This is a genomic window from Pontibacillus halophilus JSM 076056 = DSM 19796 (assembly GCF_000425205.1).
Taxonomy (GTDB): Bacteria; Bacillota; Bacilli; order Bacillales; family BH030062; genus Pontibacillus_A; species Pontibacillus_A halophilus.
The window spans coordinates 14,053-28,878 of record NZ_AULI01000018.1 but is presented as its reverse complement, the minus strand read 5'-3'; the positions used below and the strand labels follow the sequence as shown (position 1 = coordinate 28,878).

17 protein-coding genes and 1 CRISPR repeat array are annotated in these 14,826 nt (G+C 36.6%); of the genes, 15 read left to right on the top strand and 2 right to left on the bottom strand.

The window, feature by feature from the left end; all coding sequences use genetic code 11:
* Window positions 1–15 precede the first annotated feature (15 nt).
* From H513_RS0115345 to cas2, 4 genes are read left to right on the top strand one after another with little or no spacing between them, the layout of a single operon-like run.
* Window positions 16–2,472 carry a CRISPR-associated endonuclease Cas3'' gene (locus tag H513_RS0115345; protein WP_026801524.1) on the top strand — a complete coding sequence of 819 codons (2,457 nt, stop codon included), beginning with the start codon at window positions 16–18 and terminating at the stop codon, window positions 2,470–2,472.
* Entirely contained in the window at window positions 2,459–2,950 is a 492-nt protein-coding gene (locus H513_RS0115340; protein ID WP_026801523.1) for a Dna2/Cas4 domain-containing protein, read from the top strand. Before H513_RS0115345 ends, H513_RS0115340 begins: the two co-directional genes overlap by 14 nt.
* A 2-nt stretch (window positions 2,951–2,952) precedes the next feature.
* Window positions 2,953–3,942 (top strand): CRISPR-associated endonuclease Cas1, encoded by a 990-nt coding sequence (gene cas1 / locus H513_RS0115335; RefSeq protein ID WP_026801522.1) that lies wholly within the window; start codon window positions 2,953–2,955, stop codon window positions 3,940–3,942.
* Window positions 3,935–4,228, top strand: coding sequence for a CRISPR-associated endonuclease Cas2 (gene cas2, locus H513_RS0115330; protein ID WP_026801521.1), 294 nt, complete (start codon window positions 3,935–3,937; stop codon window positions 4,226–4,228). Before cas1 ends, cas2 begins: the two co-directional genes overlap by 8 nt.
* A gap of 127 nt (window positions 4,229–4,355) precedes the next feature.
* A CRISPR array of direct repeats spans window positions 4,356–5,354; the repeat unit is 32 nt; unit sequence GTAAGTAAATAGCTACTAGTATAGATGTAAAT.
* Window positions 5,355–5,778: 424 nt separating this feature from the next.
* Here the strand turns inward: cas2 and H513_RS20410 are convergent.
* The gene (locus tag H513_RS20410; RefSeq protein ID WP_051240058.1) at window positions 5,779–6,954 is read right to left on the bottom strand and encodes a tyrosine-type recombinase/integrase; all 1,176 of its coding nucleotides are present in this window, start codon (window positions 6,952–6,954) and stop codon (window positions 5,779–5,781) included.
* Window positions 6,955–7,251: 297 nt separating this feature from the next.
* On the opposite strand from H513_RS20410, the gene H513_RS0115320 reads away from it, so the two are divergent.
* From H513_RS0115320 to H513_RS0115295, 7 genes are all read left to right on the top strand, one after another.
* Window positions 7,252–7,719: a hypothetical protein gene (locus H513_RS0115320; protein WP_026801520.1), complete on the top strand. Its 468-nt coding sequence runs from the start codon at window positions 7,252–7,254 to the stop codon at window positions 7,717–7,719.
* Window positions 7,720–7,965: 246 nt separating this feature from the next.
* Window positions 7,966–8,175 (top strand): DNA-entry nuclease, encoded by a 210-nt coding sequence (locus tag H513_RS21710; protein ID WP_154655270.1) that lies wholly within the window; start codon window positions 7,966–7,968, stop codon window positions 8,173–8,175.
* Window positions 8,176–8,229: 54 nt separating this feature from the next.
* The gene (locus tag H513_RS0115315; RefSeq protein ID WP_026801519.1) at window positions 8,230–8,523 is read left to right on the top strand and encodes a hypothetical protein; all 294 of its coding nucleotides are present in this window, start codon (window positions 8,230–8,232) and stop codon (window positions 8,521–8,523) included.
* Between the two features lie 256 nt (window positions 8,524–8,779).
* Window positions 8,780–9,757: a helix-turn-helix domain-containing protein gene (locus tag H513_RS0115310; RefSeq protein ID WP_026801518.1), complete on the top strand. Its 978-nt coding sequence runs from the start codon at window positions 8,780–8,782 to the stop codon at window positions 9,755–9,757.
* Window positions 9,758–10,231, top strand: coding sequence for a hypothetical protein (locus tag H513_RS0115305; RefSeq protein ID WP_026801517.1), 474 nt, complete (start codon window positions 9,758–9,760; stop codon window positions 10,229–10,231).
* Between the two features lie 146 nt (window positions 10,232–10,377).
* A complete protein-coding gene (locus H513_RS0115300; protein WP_026801516.1) occupies window positions 10,378–11,175 on the top strand; it encodes a hypothetical protein in 798 nt (265 codons plus the stop codon).
* A gap of 198 nt (window positions 11,176–11,373) precedes the next feature.
* On the top strand, window positions 11,374–11,574 hold the full coding sequence (locus H513_RS0115295) for a hypothetical protein (protein WP_026801515.1): 201 nt from the start codon (window positions 11,374–11,376) through the stop codon (window positions 11,572–11,574).
* 478 nt (window positions 11,575–12,052) lie between these two features.
* Here the strand turns inward: H513_RS0115295 and H513_RS0115290 are convergent, their stop codons facing one another.
* Window positions 12,053–12,523, bottom strand: a complete 471-nt coding sequence (locus tag H513_RS0115290) for a hypothetical protein (RefSeq protein ID WP_026801514.1) — start codon at window positions 12,521–12,523, stop codon at window positions 12,053–12,055.
* A gap of 362 nt (window positions 12,524–12,885) precedes the next feature.
* Here H513_RS0115290 and H513_RS20405 point away from each other — a divergent pair, with 362 nt between their 5' ends.
* The 4 genes from H513_RS20405 (at window position 12,886) to H513_RS0115270 (ending at window position 14,810) form a co-directional block, all read left to right on the top strand.
* Window positions 12,886–13,269, top strand: a complete 384-nt coding sequence (locus H513_RS20405; protein ID WP_036803246.1) for a DUF4257 domain-containing protein — start codon at window positions 12,886–12,888, stop codon at window positions 13,267–13,269.
* A 105-nt stretch (window positions 13,270–13,374) separates the two neighbouring features.
* Window positions 13,375–13,614, top strand: coding sequence for a hypothetical protein (locus H513_RS0115280; protein ID WP_026801513.1), 240 nt, complete (start codon window positions 13,375–13,377; stop codon window positions 13,612–13,614).
* Window positions 13,615–13,702: 88 nt separating this feature from the next.
* Window positions 13,703–14,041, top strand: a complete 339-nt coding sequence (locus tag H513_RS0115275) for a hypothetical protein (protein ID WP_026801512.1) — start codon at window positions 13,703–13,705, stop codon at window positions 14,039–14,041.
* 61 nt (window positions 14,042–14,102) lie between these two features.
* On the top strand, window positions 14,103–14,810 hold the full coding sequence (locus tag H513_RS0115270; RefSeq protein WP_026801511.1) for a hypothetical protein: 708 nt from the start codon (window positions 14,103–14,105) through the stop codon (window positions 14,808–14,810).
* Window positions 14,811–14,826: the final 16 nt, after the last annotated feature.

The following is a 14,826-nucleotide window of genomic DNA, read 5'->3' as shown; positions in this document are numbered from 1 at the left end:
AAAGGAGAAGCAACTATGAACGTCGATTGGAACAGGCTTGCAAAGTCAAATCCTGCTATGACAATAGGGGAACATACTGAAGAAGTAATTAAAATAGGAAAGCGCCTGTTGGCCATACACGATAAGCCACTAACGCAATTTGCCGAAACACTTCCTGACTCCTTCTTTCGAAAAACCTTGAATCGCAAGGAAGAAATTCAAGCATTCATCTTAGATTTAATACGCTACCATGATGTGGGCAAGACAAACCCCTATTTCCAAGAGCGAATGGAAGGTAAAAGAGTAAAGTCTTCCGAGAGTAGCCATGCACTTTATTCGTTTTTGATTTGGGCTACAAAGGAGGCGATACACTCCACAGATTATGTCCTTCTTAGCCGGTTAGCAATCGGGCATGCCACAATATCAGGCCACCACGGGGAACTAAAATCCTATACCCTCGACTTCATGGAGCTTTTAAAAAACCAAAATGAGAAAACAAAACGTCTTGTCTACTGGGGAATCATCGAAGACAAGGAGCGTAAGAGCCTATTACGTAGTCTTGAAATCTTAAAAAGACAATTCTCAGGTGAATCATACCGCTTTGACAAACGTGTTTGCCTCTTTGCCCGCTTTGCCTATTCCATTCTAGTTACAAGCGATGCACTTGCATCTGGTGATGGAGGAAAAGAAGAAGTCTTCACTCACTTGTTTGAAAGGACACTAGACCAAGTAGAGCTTGAAGACAGAATGAACCACAGCCCAATCTTTCAGAGAATAGCGGAATCACCACTATCGTCTGACGTACCCTTTCATGAGGAGATGAGTATGAACGAACTTCGTACCCTTCTCAACAAGAAGGCGAAGGACGCCTACGATCCCATTGTTGATGCTTATATACTTGAAGCACCAGTCGGGACAGGGAAGACATACTCTTCTCTTTCTCTTGCTCAGCAAATTGCTAAAAAAGAGGGAAAAAGAAAGCTCATCTCCGTTTTCCCATTAAACGGTGTTCAAGCACAATACTTAAAAACAATGGAAGCTTTTGATATCAGTCCCGATTTAATAAATGTTGTTAATGCAGAGAGCACCTATAGGATGAAAAGGCAGGCTGACACCTTCGAAGAAGAGTTAGGGATGAATGCTGCAAACTTATGGCTCTACGAGCGAGAACTGTTTTCTACGCCCATCGTCATCACATCCCACGTGCGTTTCTTTGATGTCTTAGCCGCCACAAGACGAAATCGAGCTTATGCTTTCCTTTCACTTCTAGATGCCATTGTTATAGTCGATGAGTTTCAAACCTATCCTTCTAGATTCTGGTCAGGAATCTGGGAAGAACTACTCCTCATAAGCGAATTAATGGGCACTAAATGGGTGTTTACTACAGGCACGTTCCCAGTTCAAGAAGAACAGCTCCTCAATCTCCATGAGAAGCGGGTAAAGAAGGTTCTAGCTAAAGAGGATAACGAAGTCATGTTTTCCCACCAATCTGTTCGCCAACGCACAGAGATCAAGGAGTTATTAGCAGAAGAAAAACCCGTTAATATTGAGGATTTGATTGAACCACTCCTGATTGATATTGAGCAAGAAATGAAAAAAGGCAAAAAGCGCTTCTTAACTGGATTTAACCTTGTCAGTCATGCTCAATCCGTTCACGAAGCACTAAAAGCACGATATGAGAACGAAATCCCTGTTTATTTTCTTTGTGGTCGTCATTCAAGTTCTTACAAAGGAGAGATAATCAATGCCATTATCAAAGCAGAAGACGCTGATTTACCAATAATCTTGATTGCCACTCGAACGGTAGAGGCTGGGATGGACTTTGATTTTGACGTTGGATATAAAGAGTTTGACCGTTTCGATGGTGTTGAACAGTTCTCAGGGCGAGTCAACCGCTCTGGCAAGAAAAGAACTTCCCCCATTAAAGTTTTTCGGTTAAAACGAAGACTCCTGGGCGATGAGCCCTTATTCTCACACGGGGAGAAGACTCGAGAGTTGCTTAATGAGGGCAGATTTGTCGATTTATATGGTTATTTGTATGAGAGGAACGGCATTGATATCCAAAGGAAAGAAGAGGAGCTACGCTTAAAGGAGGAAAAGCTAAACTTTCGTGGTGTGTCAGAGTGGTTACAAGTAATACAACCTGATAATTATGTACAAGACATATATGTGGTTTTAAGTTTTGAGAGAGAAGCTTTCCTTGAAGCATTCAGTACCCTAGATGGGAAGTTGTCTTATGCCGAACGCGTGCAACGTTCAATCCAACTACGTCAAAAGATTGAGCCCTATAAGGTTACAGTCACCCTCAAATGGTTAGACAATCAAAAGGAGATAACCCTCCCTAATCCCGAAGAATATATGGGTATCTCATTCTTTCAGCCGTATAGAGATGACTTTCGTGAACGACACCTCTGCACTTACGCATTAAATGGAGAAGTCTCCTATCTAGAGGATGATAGAGAGCAGGAGGAGGAGACCTTTGACTTTTATTGAAGGATATCTTTTATATCGTTTTAAGCCTTCTCATGTTAGTGAGTTTGCATATTGCTCGAAAGCGTTTTGGCTTCATTATCACGGGTTAACGCTCTACCGTGAGAATAACGATATTCAGTTAGGCAGGGCAGAGCATGCCCAGAAAAATGAAGAGTCACGTAATCCTTGGGTTAAGTACGATAAGCGAGAAGGTGACATCCTTGTTGAGTTCGTAAAAGGGGCTGAAGGAAATATAGAAGGCAAGAGACACCAATTACTCGTATATCTTTTGAGAGGTGGCTTCCATTATGGAGAAGTCCGTTTGACGAACAATAAAGATGTCTTATCAAAAGTAACAGATTCTGATGAAGAAATCCTTTCTCTCCGCAACCATTTAGAAGCTATGATGGTTTGTTCTTCACTGGAGAAGCCGCCAGAAACTCCCTACGGCCTCAAGTGCCAAAGATGTTCATTTCGTGACTATTGTTGGGTGGGGTGACTATGAAAAATATTTATGTTCAAGATGGTGAGCTATCACGTAAGGATCATACAATCAAACTTGTAAAAGAGGGCAAATTAACTTGGGTTCCCATAAAGAAAATTAAAGAAGTCAATTGTTTTGGCGGCTGCACGCTAACAAATGAATTTTTGGACTTGACAAGAGAACATCAAATAGCTGTACATTTATTTTCTTGGTATGGGCGTCCCATAGGCACTTTCCACCATCAACGTCCAAACAAAAATGGGAAAGTCCTAAAGGCACAGCTTAAGCTGATGGAGCGAGATGGAGTGATACTCGCTAAGAAAACCATTAAAACCTTACGGTTAAACATGCTCAAATATCTAGATCAATATAGAAAGAAAGGCAATGAGGCAAGTAAAAAAGCGTATCAAGCTATCAAAGGTTTAGATAACAGACTTGAAGAGGCGCAAAAGACTGAAGAAATCATGGGAGTGGAAGGAATCACATGGCAATATTTTTACACCTTCCTCAAAACTCTTTATACTGAATACAATTTCAACGAACGTAACAAGCAGCCTCCGAAAGATCCAGTAAATGCACTTATTTCGTTCTTGAACACCCTTCTTTATAATCGAATTGAGACGGAGTTTTCTCGTACGGATATCTATACAGAAATTTCATATCTGCACTCTTCTGACCAAAAGCGCAATTCACTCGTACTAGATATTGCCGAGTTATATAAAATTGATATTACGTATCGGCTAATTAGTTACATTCTAAGAAAACGCATGATAAATAAAGATGATTTCTTAGAAATTGATGGAATGTGTACCTTATCTCCTGAAGCTAGAAAAATTGTTATTACCGAATATGAAAGATATATGCAGAAGACTTTTAGCCATCCGATTCTGAAGCGACGTATCACGCTAGAAAATTCAATTAAATTAGAGGCTTTTAAATTAATTCGTGCTGCGTTAGAGGATAAAACCTATGAGCCAATATGTATTGGAGCCTTAAAGCTTGAGTAGGGGCGATAAATTAAGAAATGAATTTTATTGCATAGCGGTTTATGACATAAATGTGAAACGAGTTCACAAGGTGCATAAGCTCTTGAAACAATATCTTAGCCATAAACAAAATTCGGTTTTTGTAGGTGAACTTCGAAAATTAGAATTTAAGGAAATTGAGGGGGAATTGGACAAACTTCTCGATCCTTCCGAAGATACAGTATTGTTTATGACTACTCGTTATGCTTCTGATATTAAAACTATGACCTTCGGAGGACAAAAAGATACGGACACAATCTTTTTTTAACCCCCCTAACTCTAAAGACGGAATCCTTTTATAATAAGGGTTCTCGCCTTTGTAATTAAAATGGTCCATAATAGGGGAGACCTTATAACACAAGGCCTTGTCTTTAACTCCTTTGTGATACGAAGCTGTAAGTAAATAGCTACTAGTATAGATGTAAATAATACATATGTACTGTTGCCTATAAATCGCTTCCGTAAGTAAATAGCTACTAGTATAGATGTAAATGTAGTCGTGTATCATCGAAGACCGTTGCTAGTTGTAAGTAAATAGCTACTAGTATAGATGTAAATCAAGGCGATTAAATTAGGTCTGGTGGCTATCTAGTAAGTAAATAGCTACTAGTATAGATGTAAATAAGGAAAAGAGCATCAAGGGATTTTCTGTTTCGTAAGTAAATAGCTACTAGTATAGATGTAAATTGTCGGTCTAATAATTCGTATCTGAATTCAATGTAAGTAAATAGCTACTAGTATAGATGTAAATTTCGGGTCCGCACCATATCGCCATCGGACAGTTGTAAGTAAATAGCTACTAGTATAGATGTAAATAGATAAGACTTTAACCGGTCATACACCTTATTTTGTAAGTAAATAGCTACTAGTATAGATGTAAATACTCGATACAGGCGATACTAGGCACTCCGTCGGTAAGTAAATAGCTACTAGTATAGATGTAAATTGAATGAATATGTGCTGCATGTTATTTCTTCACGTAAGTAAATAGCTACTAGTATAGATGTAAATCCTTTTAAGTCGATAAGCGTGAATGTCACGTTCGTAAGTAAATAGCTACTAGTATAGATGTAAATTATATCTTTTAGGACTGTCTCATTTTGACCTAGTAAGTAAATAGCTACTAGTATAGATGTAAATTTTAGGACTGTTTGCTTTTAAACCTAAAATGTAAGTAAATAGCTACTAGTATAGATGTAAATATGATAAGCAAGAACAATGCGTAAGCAATCTGTAAGTAAATAGCTACTAGTATAGATGTAAATCTGTACCCGTGTAGCATAATTCGTGCGGGACACGAAGTAAATAGCTACTAGTATAGATGTGAATCCCATCTTCTTCGTGGTTAATCCGATGCTCTGAGTAAGTAAATAGCTACTAGTATAGATGTAAATAATGTAATTAGAGTGTAAGTGTTTCCATTATTTAGTGAGTAAATAGCTACCATTATAGAGTGACATAAGCTTCCTTACAATAAGTAGATAATAGTTATTTTTGTATATTGAAATAGATTTTCTCTTCAATTAATCTACTATACTATTAACTATCATCTCTAAAAGTACAATTATCCTTGCAGGAAAGGGGAGCAGATGCCCACTACTCCACATCTTCTCTCCCTTTTATCTCACATGATAAATTATCAATCTACTAACTATCCCAAAGCATCAAAATATACATGATTTATAACTAACTGCCTAAAATAATTACTAGGAATTTAGTTAGGAATCATGAAATTGAAACTAATTGGCTTAAATCTCAATATTTTTTCGATGAGTTTAAATGGACAGCAAACAAAATATATGTTTTAAGTCATAAAAATCAATAAATCCTTTGTCCCCACTTAAGAGCAGCATTATCCTTCCGCTCCAGCTGCTTCTTGACGTAAATCATTGTGGTTTCAAGCTTTTGATGTCCTAATGTACGTTGGATATCCGCTAACGGAACACCTTGAGAAAGTGAATAATTCGCAAAGAAATGACGAAATGCGTGAGGCGTGACCCTCTCCTTGTGTTTTAGAAATTCCAACTTTGTTTGTGTAATAATGTTGGAAACTTGCGTAGAAAGATACTTGTAACTATAGGCTTTTCCCTGACTCGTAACAAATAAAGGCGAGTCATCTCCAGCGTTTATCTCTGTATTCAAACGTCTAATCCTTCGAAATTCCACAATACTTCGATATACCTCTGGAAATATTAGAGCTTCCCGCTCCTTATCACCCTTCGTAATCAGGTGCAGCCAGTAGTGACCTGTAATTCCGTCATAATAGAGATCTGACCATTTCGCATTCGCTATTTCCCTAACACGCGCACCTGTTGTGGCCAACGTAAGTAAAATCGCGTAATTAACCTTATGCAACCTATGATAGTCCAGTATTTGCTGAACTTCATGCTCCCCTAAACTTCGATCTGGCCGGTCCTTCTTCCACACATTACTCGAGTAAAAAACGTTGTGTAAATCCGTTTCAATCAACTTATTCACCCTTAACCACTTCAAGAAAGCCTTAATTATAGTTAACTTCCTCGACAGTGTAGCCGTTGAATAAGGCATACCTCCCTTTCCGAAAGGTGCACTCTTTAACCAGTGTTGGTAATACTCAATATTCTTCTCTGTTATAGACCTAAAAAGTGAATCTTCACCCTGTTTAACGTAAAAATCAAACACCTCTGCGTATTGGATAAGATTTCGATAAAACTGTAGAAGCTCACGTAGATATTCTTTCTTTGTATCCTCATTACGGTTCTTCGAATCATCAAGATCCTTTGGCTTATGTACATAGTAGTAAATGAGTCCAACATCACTAAAACCCTCGAATGGCGTATAGCCAAATCCCATATTCTCATATCTTTGATTTAATAGAGTTGGAAAATATTCAGGAGACTTCATCTTACCTATAACAATCCCAAGTGAAGAACAGTCACTTTGTAGCAAATCTAAAATATCCTCTTGTACGCCCAACAACCCTGATGGGTTTCTTTCATTTGCTAAGTAATTCATAATCAACCTCCTTTAATAGAGCAAACATCTAACAACTACTATTCAAGTTACTTAAAAGCATATATTCATATATTTACAAAGTCAATTCTTACATAAAGAGTACACCTATGGAAAAATGGTCAATTTGTCTATATGAGGTTAACTTACATTTATTTTTATTTTTGGTTGCTTTATAAATATAACCTATGCTACATTATATACAACAAATCAAAACTATACTTTTAGTTAATCATTACACATTCTGTTCATCATCATCTCTCACAAGGATTCAAAATCAATTTTTTAGGAGGAATAAAGATGACTTTAATTACAAAAAACCACGAAAACCTCAAGCAGCAATCTGACGCTGAACAATTAAAGCTAGGCGAAGTTGTGAAGTTAGAAGGGATTGTAGGTTACTGCGTTATTGTAGGCTTGAATCCCGCACCACAACTTCCAGTTACGGTCGGTACGCCTAGTCATTTAACCGACATAGTGCCCGATAAAATATCTAAGACCCAATACCACCACGTTGACGACGTAGTGCTTATGTTACAACGCAATAATGCGAGGAAGCACCTGGGATGGCAAACCGGCAAAGCTGGTTATTATGTTGAAGGAGAACGTGTAATCCCCGTTGCTTTCGGAAGGCAGGAGGGGGAATATCACATCGCACACGAGATTGATTCTAAAACTCCTAGAGCATTTCGTTTAATGGAAGCAGATCTATGCAGAGTGTTTGACGAAAAAGAAGAAGCAGAAGCTTATACTTTACGAGCTTCATAACCATATAAGAGCCCTCAAGTTTGAGGGCTCTTATATACACCTATTATATAGGAAGAAACTCGGTTCAAAGTGGGGTAAGAATCTTGATTTTCTCAACCTGTAAGACTTTCTTAACTACCCTCCGTTTTATGAAAAAGTATTACTGAGGTTTCATATCTTAGTCTCTAGGAAGGGGATTGAAATGGTTGCTGATTACGTTTTAAAACGCGAAAAGATATACCTATTGAGTATGATGTGTCTGGTTTTATGAAATACCACCCTGACTTCCATCCCAATTATGGAAAACCGTATACCAATAGTGACTATGAATATATGTGCAAATTCTTCGTAGTAGATGGAGCAAACTTGTTAGGAATGGCTCTCGGAAGACCTCCTAAATCTATCTCAACTACAGTTGGCCTATTAAAACGTACAGGATTGTTCGATTACTACAAAAAAGTAAATCACTATTGGTAATTTACCTTCGAACCGCTATTACTCTAATTAACAGCCGTATAAAGGGTGTTCAACATGAAATATAAGATAGTATCTAGTGAAGAATTGGAGCAAAGAAACGTTAAGGGTACAACTGAAAAAATCATTGTCCATTACCTTACCAATCACAGTATTAGTTATAGAATAGAAGAGAAGAGGGTTATAATTCGTGGGCTAATCAAATTTGTATTTCTCACCCTTCTATTCGGTGATAAGTATGTAATTAAAATGCAAGTTATTGATAAAGAAGTATTGGTAGAACCATCTGAAGAGGTCATAACAACCACAATAGATAGATTAATTTATAGACTTAACAACAATATACATTAAGGAAGAGGTGGAGGGAGACTACACGTTCTCCCTCTTAATTTTATTTTATATCGAAGTCATTACTATTGTTTCAAAGTCGGTTGAGTGTTGACGATATATAAGTGGTGGGGTATTAAGCATTTGAAAAATGGGCCTTTAACTATCAAAAAAACTGTTCCTAATTACATGCATCATCTACAATAAATGGAGAGATCCGTATGGATGAAAAAGGGCATGAATTATCTCAATAAATGAACTTACAAGGGAGGAATACGTTTTGAACAACAACGACACACAGATTGTATCCTCTAAGGAAGCTGCGGAAGCCATTGGAGTTAACAAAAATACTATTTATAAATACGTAAAGAATAATGAGTTGGCCCCAATCAATAAAGAAACATGGCATTATGACGGTGGATACTACTTCAACCAGAGTGAAATCGAACGTTTTAAAGAAACACTCAAGAAACCAGGGTTAACTACAACGGAAGCAGCAGAAATATTAGGTGTTAAGCCTGTAACGGTATTCAATTACATCCAAGATGGAAAGCTTGTTTCCTTCCAGCAAGCATATAAGGGGAGGACCTACAACTTTATCAGGGAAGAAGATCTAGAGGATTTTGCTCAAAACTACAACAAAAAGCGGAAAGAAACCGCTTCTTTCTACTCTAAAGAACACGAAATAGCTTTATTCCAACTCATGCAGAACGAGACTGAGCGAGCAAGAGTTATCAGTGTAAATGATGGCAAATTCTTTATTCGCACAGATTCTGGAGAACATTTTAACAATAGCGAAGCTAACTCAAGAGGATTCCAAGTTGCTTATCACTTATCTAAGGGTAAACGATCCTATAAAAAAGGAGAAGTAACCTTTAAATTCTTGAATCCAACTAGTAATTCTTCCGTCGTATTCTCGGTCTTCGACATTCTATACCGACACGTGGGAATAAGTAATATGAAGGTAAATGAAAAACATGAACACATATATGTGACGGTCAGCCCGGTCCATATCAACGTAAATGCAAATGAACACAGAGATACTTTGAAAGCTATGGAAGAATACGCGATAGAAGGTAAAGTATCAGTCAGACCTGATAATAGCGTAATACTCATCAGTAATATTTCACCTTTATATCTAACATTGAAAGACGAACTAAAGGAAAGGATCCGAAGGAAAGCAAAAGAAAATAATCAATCTATGGACGATTATATAAGCTCTAAATTACAAGAGCTCGACCAGGAAGGAAAGTTATAGATGTTAATTAGTAAGTCAGTCATAAAAGGGTACATAACCACTATTTTGTTCCTTTATCTCACTTTTAGCGCTCATTTCGTTACCAATGACGTATTATCCTATTTGCTGCTTATCATAGGCAGCTTGTTACTTGTAAGCTTCCTTTTCAGAGTGTTTTACTTTTCATCAGTAAGGAGAACCATCCAACTCACGTTTAAAAAGAGCATTTCCGTTCAAGAAGCCAATTCTAAGAAGCACAATAACGGACACTACATCCATTCCTTCTTTAATGCGTTCGTTCTAACTGTATTAATGAGTTTCATTGTCATTAGCGCGTTGGACATAAAAGAAACGTTTGGTTTCTTGCCTTTGTTATTTTTAGCTTTAAGTATAATGGTTGGAGCAATTCGTAAACACAGCAATGACATGCATTTCATGCGCAATAACTACGACGACATGCAACAAATGGGGATTACTACTCGAATTAATAAATAAGCTTCATCTATTATTTACACTTAGAAATAAAATGAATGTACGAGATGTCGAACAATAGGGTTGCTCTTAATTATCATTTTTAATGGATATATAAACAACTCATATTTAACTACGTTTCTCTATACTAATGAAAAGAGTGAGGACTATTGCAAAGAAGTTGTGAAGTATGTGGTAAAACAAGACAAGGGACACCAAAATTTTGTGATGAATGTGGAACAAAGTTTAAGGTTTCCAACGAAGAAAAATTGTTGAATCTAAAAAATGAAATAAAAGCCTCTCAGGAAGAATTGAACAATAGTTATTACTATTTTGAACCCCTTAAAGATAAACAGTCTTACATAACCAAATATGAAGACCTAATAACAAAGCTGGGTGAGTATGCAGATTTCCTTAGAGATAATAATGAGGAATTAATATCCATATCACTAGTTCAAATGGATAGCATGGTGAAAAATTTAGAATATATAGAGGGAATTAAGAAAACTGTACCTTACAGAAATTCTAGAGCTGAAATAGGATTAGCAACATCAAAAAAACTGAAAGATGCACAAAGAGTTGCTGTTTTCCCACCCTCACTGGATGATTACGAAAAAGAAGAAGTATTATTAATTTATAAAGAGTTTCTGATAGAGAAAATTAAGTATTTGGAAGACAATCTACAAATATATTCTAATGATCCCAATGCCTATAATTTAGTTAAAAACTTCTCAAATCAGCTCCCAATTTTCAAGAAATTACTTATACTCTATGAAACTGTAGAATTTAAGGAATATTTACGTATTATGATTGATGATAACGTTAAAGAATTTGCCAGCAGGAATAATATCATAGACGAAAAAGAAAGCACAGAATCACTTGATGTTTTGGAAGTAGCGGACTTAGCACTATCTATGACAAGTCCAGTTTCAGCAGCTAGGTATTTCATAAAAAGAATGAAGAATTAATTAATATCAAAGCGTCCTCTACCTTCAAATGCCGATGATATTTTTCACATAATGGTGTAAAATTATAAGTAACGAATGACTAGTTGTTACAGCTAAATAATTATAGGGAGCCCCTCTAATTCAAAATAGTACCTATGTCTGTTTAGGCATAGGTGAACTATTACGAATTAGGGGGGCTTTTTTTAAGGGGGACTGCTTATGCTGCACCATAACTATAACTCCAAAGAGTCATTAGAAGAGAAAAGGAAAAAGGAAAAGATCGAAATGGTACTTAACCACCAAGTAGATGGAGAGAGCTTCATTGCTCCGCCTTCTCGAGAATGGAAAAGGCTAATCTTATACAGGTTCAACGATTTCCTATCTGGAAAGTATCCTTATATGGGTTATGCGATTATTTAGAAACAAACCATGTACGCTTCCTTCAAAAAAGAGATCTAGTTCAATATCCAATATTGGACCTGCTTAGATATATTGCAAAGATAAGTAAGAAATCACACCTAATCGAAGAACAGTTGGATAGTCATTAAAAAGAAACGTGGGAATGGACTATGAAACAGCGGTTTATGACGGGGCTAATAGCGTGCATATTATATGGATTTAGAACACGAAGGGAAAGAAAAGGGGATAGGGATATGGTCAATACCTGGTTATGTAAAGGATTCTAATGGGTACAACCTCGATGCTGCAGGTTAAACATTAGTTATAAGTGGTCTATGTCAAAGATTTTAAATACACCAAGTGTTAAACTTGTGTGTGTGTAACAGTCTTTTTACATAGACCACTCTCTTATCGGTGTAGTCTCTAAAAAGAAAAATTTCTTTTCAGTAAAATTAAAAGTTAGCCCCCATAGAGATGAGCTTTCTGGGATTAACTTTATTTACATACCGTAAGGTGCTATATGGATGTCTGTTAATTTATACCCTACTTCATTTCCACGCTGCAGTCGTGTATAAGTGAGGGTGAGATCGTAATAATCAGTTGTGTAATAACGGAGCGCGTAATCAATGTGATCACTATTATTGTCTAAGTAGTAACCTTGCATGACAGAATCTGCAGTTGAAGTTCCCACTGCGACACCTAGACTCGTTAGAGGAAAAGCAACCATAGTATTTAGTATTCCCTTAGCGATACTCTCACCGGTTTCTATATGTTCCACTTGGTATTTTAAGTCCCATAGCTCTTGGTGATGTAGGGTAACTTCAGTAGTAAAAGTTCTGCCCAGTTCGTCTGCTTCATCAGATGTTGGGATGATTATAGCATCAGCTTCTACAGCTGCAAAGCTTTGGGTTCCCCCAACAAAGACTGCTGATATTGAAAGTAGTACTGCAACTATTGATTTTTTAAACATAAGATAACCCCTTTAATAAATGTTAAGTGTACTTCGGCTGGCCAACCAAAATACATGCTAACATTTACCATATTAAATTGTAAACATTAAGTCTGAATTTTTAGATATTTTAAGTGATATATAGTAAAAAACCATAGTTGTGAATTTTTACAAAAACAGCTATAATTTAACCATATTAACTAACTTATTCTTTCTGTAACGCAATCTCTTCTTAGAGGTTAGCAGGTTAATATTTACTAATCTTAATTTAAAGCGGTCTATGTGATCGATTGAAAACACACTGTATTCCATACGTGTGTCTATCAGTCTTTCTACATAGACCGCTTTTTTTTATGTCTAATTTATGAAAGGGGAAATGTAGAATGGGATTAATTGAATTAATAATTGGGTCTACGTTAGTTGGTGGATTGACAGGTTTTGTTATGCACCTATTAACGAATAAAGAAAAGATGATTAAACCGAGAAACTTAGACTACAGCATTGAATTTGGTTTTTGGGCAGATGTTATCTACGGAGCGGTTGCGGCTTTATTTTCAGTTACGTACTTACTTCCAACACCTCAAGATCCAGAAACCCTCATTGCTTATAGCATTCTTGCCGGACTTTCAGCTCAAAGTGTACTGCTCAAGAAGAGAATTGACACTGAAAGTTCAAAGCATGAGAATGGCCAGTCTATGGAACAGCTCGAGAATGAAACATTAACAGTAGAAGACGACAAACCAACAAACAAAGATGAAGAGCGCTGATTTCTTTATGATATCAGCTTCTACTCTTTGATGATGAATACTTCATCTTCACGTGTGAAATTACTTAGGTAATCGTGGTATGATAAACATAAGGAAGATAATAACATGGAACTAAAAGGTGGTGAACATATGTCCAAAGAGGTTAGGCTCAGAGATATATTAACACCGGAAGAGAAGAATAAGATTGCTAAATTGAAAAAGAAAATGTACGCTGCTCCAAACAAACGAGAAGTTGAGGGCATTTCACAGGAAATTTACGCTATCTATGAACAAGCTAAAAAGCGTTATTTTCAATTTGAAGAGCGCACCGATAAAGAACTATCAGCAACTGTTTCTATGGCATAACTAATAATCTATATAAGAGCGAAGAGAAGCGATTCTAGGACGAATATAGTCCTGAATCGCTTTTTTATTTATGGGGAGGTGGAAAAATATGATGTACGGATTACTCTTAGATGATCAACTTAAACATGAAGGGAAGCAAGTGGTAGTAATGGACTTTAGGGACGCTCTCCATACAGCTCATCAGCTAAAAAACGAGGGCCTACAACAAAAAGTACAAGTCGTACCACTCCAAGCGACACTCATGTATAGAGGGAGACGTGTAACTGGTAAGCTTCAGAGTCAACTTCAGAGCGTCATCGGAGAAAACTCTATGCATTACTTCATCATCAATACTAATAACTATGGTTGTTTAAGGAGCAACTCAAACAACTGCACGGTAAGTCCATATCAAAGCAAGCAGGATATTCATGACTTTTACGTAATTTAAGAGGGATTGTGCTGAGTATCAGACAAGCGGTACTCAGTTAAATATTTAAGGAGGGGTTTATATGATAATTAATAATCTTATCTCGAAATATCGGGAGATAGATAAACCGATGTCTTATCTCCAAAAAGAGCAGAAGAAAGAAAACCAGCAAACCTATGGTTGGTTAGGGTTTCTTATAGTTTTGTTAGCAATAACATGGGTTCCAATTATATGGAATATGTGGGATGAAGATGCCGTCAACGTAGGATTACTATGGGTATCATTTATTGCTAACTTAGTAGTTTCAGGTTTCTTTTATTGGATGTATAGAAAATCTATATATACCGGAGAATTTGATAAATACAAATACAATATAATTAAAGATTATCTGGAAGCAAACAATATTAAGGACATTGAACAATTAGAAAGACTTTTGGAAAATCTAGAAAGATACGAACAACGGAATCTTACCAATCAATTTCTCGTTTTTACTGGCTTACTTGGATTATTTTTCTTCCCGATATGGGATAAACTAGCCGAGAAAATGACTGAACTTGTTATTGGTGACCAATTGTTTCTGTACATGTTCGTATTCCTTGGTGTGGCATTAGTAGCACTAACAAGGGCGATTTTCAAGAATATCTATGAATATTTCTTTGCAAAAGAAATTCGCTACATTACACCAATCAAAGGTATTTTAATCGAGATGATAACAGAAAAACAACTACCAACAAACAATCAACAACAACCACCATCTCAAACGATTTCAACGAACGATTCAAATAACTAATTCAAGAAGAGTGGGA

What these genes read in the sequence shown, in the direction of transcription:
- H513_RS0115345 (WP_026801524.1), top strand. Translation starts at nt 16, where the DNA reads ATGAACGTCGATTGGAACAGGCTTGCAAAGTCAAATCCTGCTATGACA.
- cas1 (WP_026801522.1), top strand. Translation starts at nt 2,953, where the DNA reads ATGAAAAATATTTATGTTCAAGATGGTGAGCTATCACGTAAGGATCAT.
- H513_RS20410 (WP_051240058.1), bottom strand. Translation starts at nt 6,954, where the DNA reads ATGAATTACTTAGCAAATGAAAGAAACCCATCAGGGTTGTTGGGCGTA.
- H513_RS0115320 (WP_026801520.1), top strand. Translation starts at nt 7,252, where the DNA reads ATGACTTTAATTACAAAAAACCACGAAAACCTCAAGCAGCAATCTGAC.
- H513_RS21710 (WP_154655270.1), top strand. Translation starts at nt 7,966, where the DNA reads ATGAAATACCACCCTGACTTCCATCCCAATTATGGAAAACCGTATACC.
- H513_RS0115315 (WP_026801519.1), top strand. Translation starts at nt 8,230, where the DNA reads ATGAAATATAAGATAGTATCTAGTGAAGAATTGGAGCAAAGAAACGTT.
- H513_RS0115305 (WP_026801517.1), top strand. Translation starts at nt 9,758, where the DNA reads ATGTTAATTAGTAAGTCAGTCATAAAAGGGTACATAACCACTATTTTG.
- H513_RS0115295 (WP_026801515.1), top strand. Translation starts at nt 11,374, where the DNA reads ATGCTGCACCATAACTATAACTCCAAAGAGTCATTAGAAGAGAAAAGG.
- H513_RS0115290 (WP_026801514.1), bottom strand. Translation starts at nt 12,523, where the DNA reads ATGTTTAAAAAATCAATAGTTGCAGTACTACTTTCAATATCAGCAGTC.
- H513_RS20405 (WP_036803246.1), top strand. Translation starts at nt 12,886, where the DNA reads ATGGGATTAATTGAATTAATAATTGGGTCTACGTTAGTTGGTGGATTG.
- H513_RS0115280 (WP_026801513.1), top strand. Translation starts at nt 13,375, where the DNA reads ATGGAACTAAAAGGTGGTGAACATATGTCCAAAGAGGTTAGGCTCAGA.
- H513_RS0115275 (WP_026801512.1), top strand. Translation starts at nt 13,703, where the DNA reads ATGATGTACGGATTACTCTTAGATGATCAACTTAAACATGAAGGGAAG.
- H513_RS0115270 (WP_026801511.1), top strand. Translation starts at nt 14,103, where the DNA reads ATGATAATTAATAATCTTATCTCGAAATATCGGGAGATAGATAAACCG.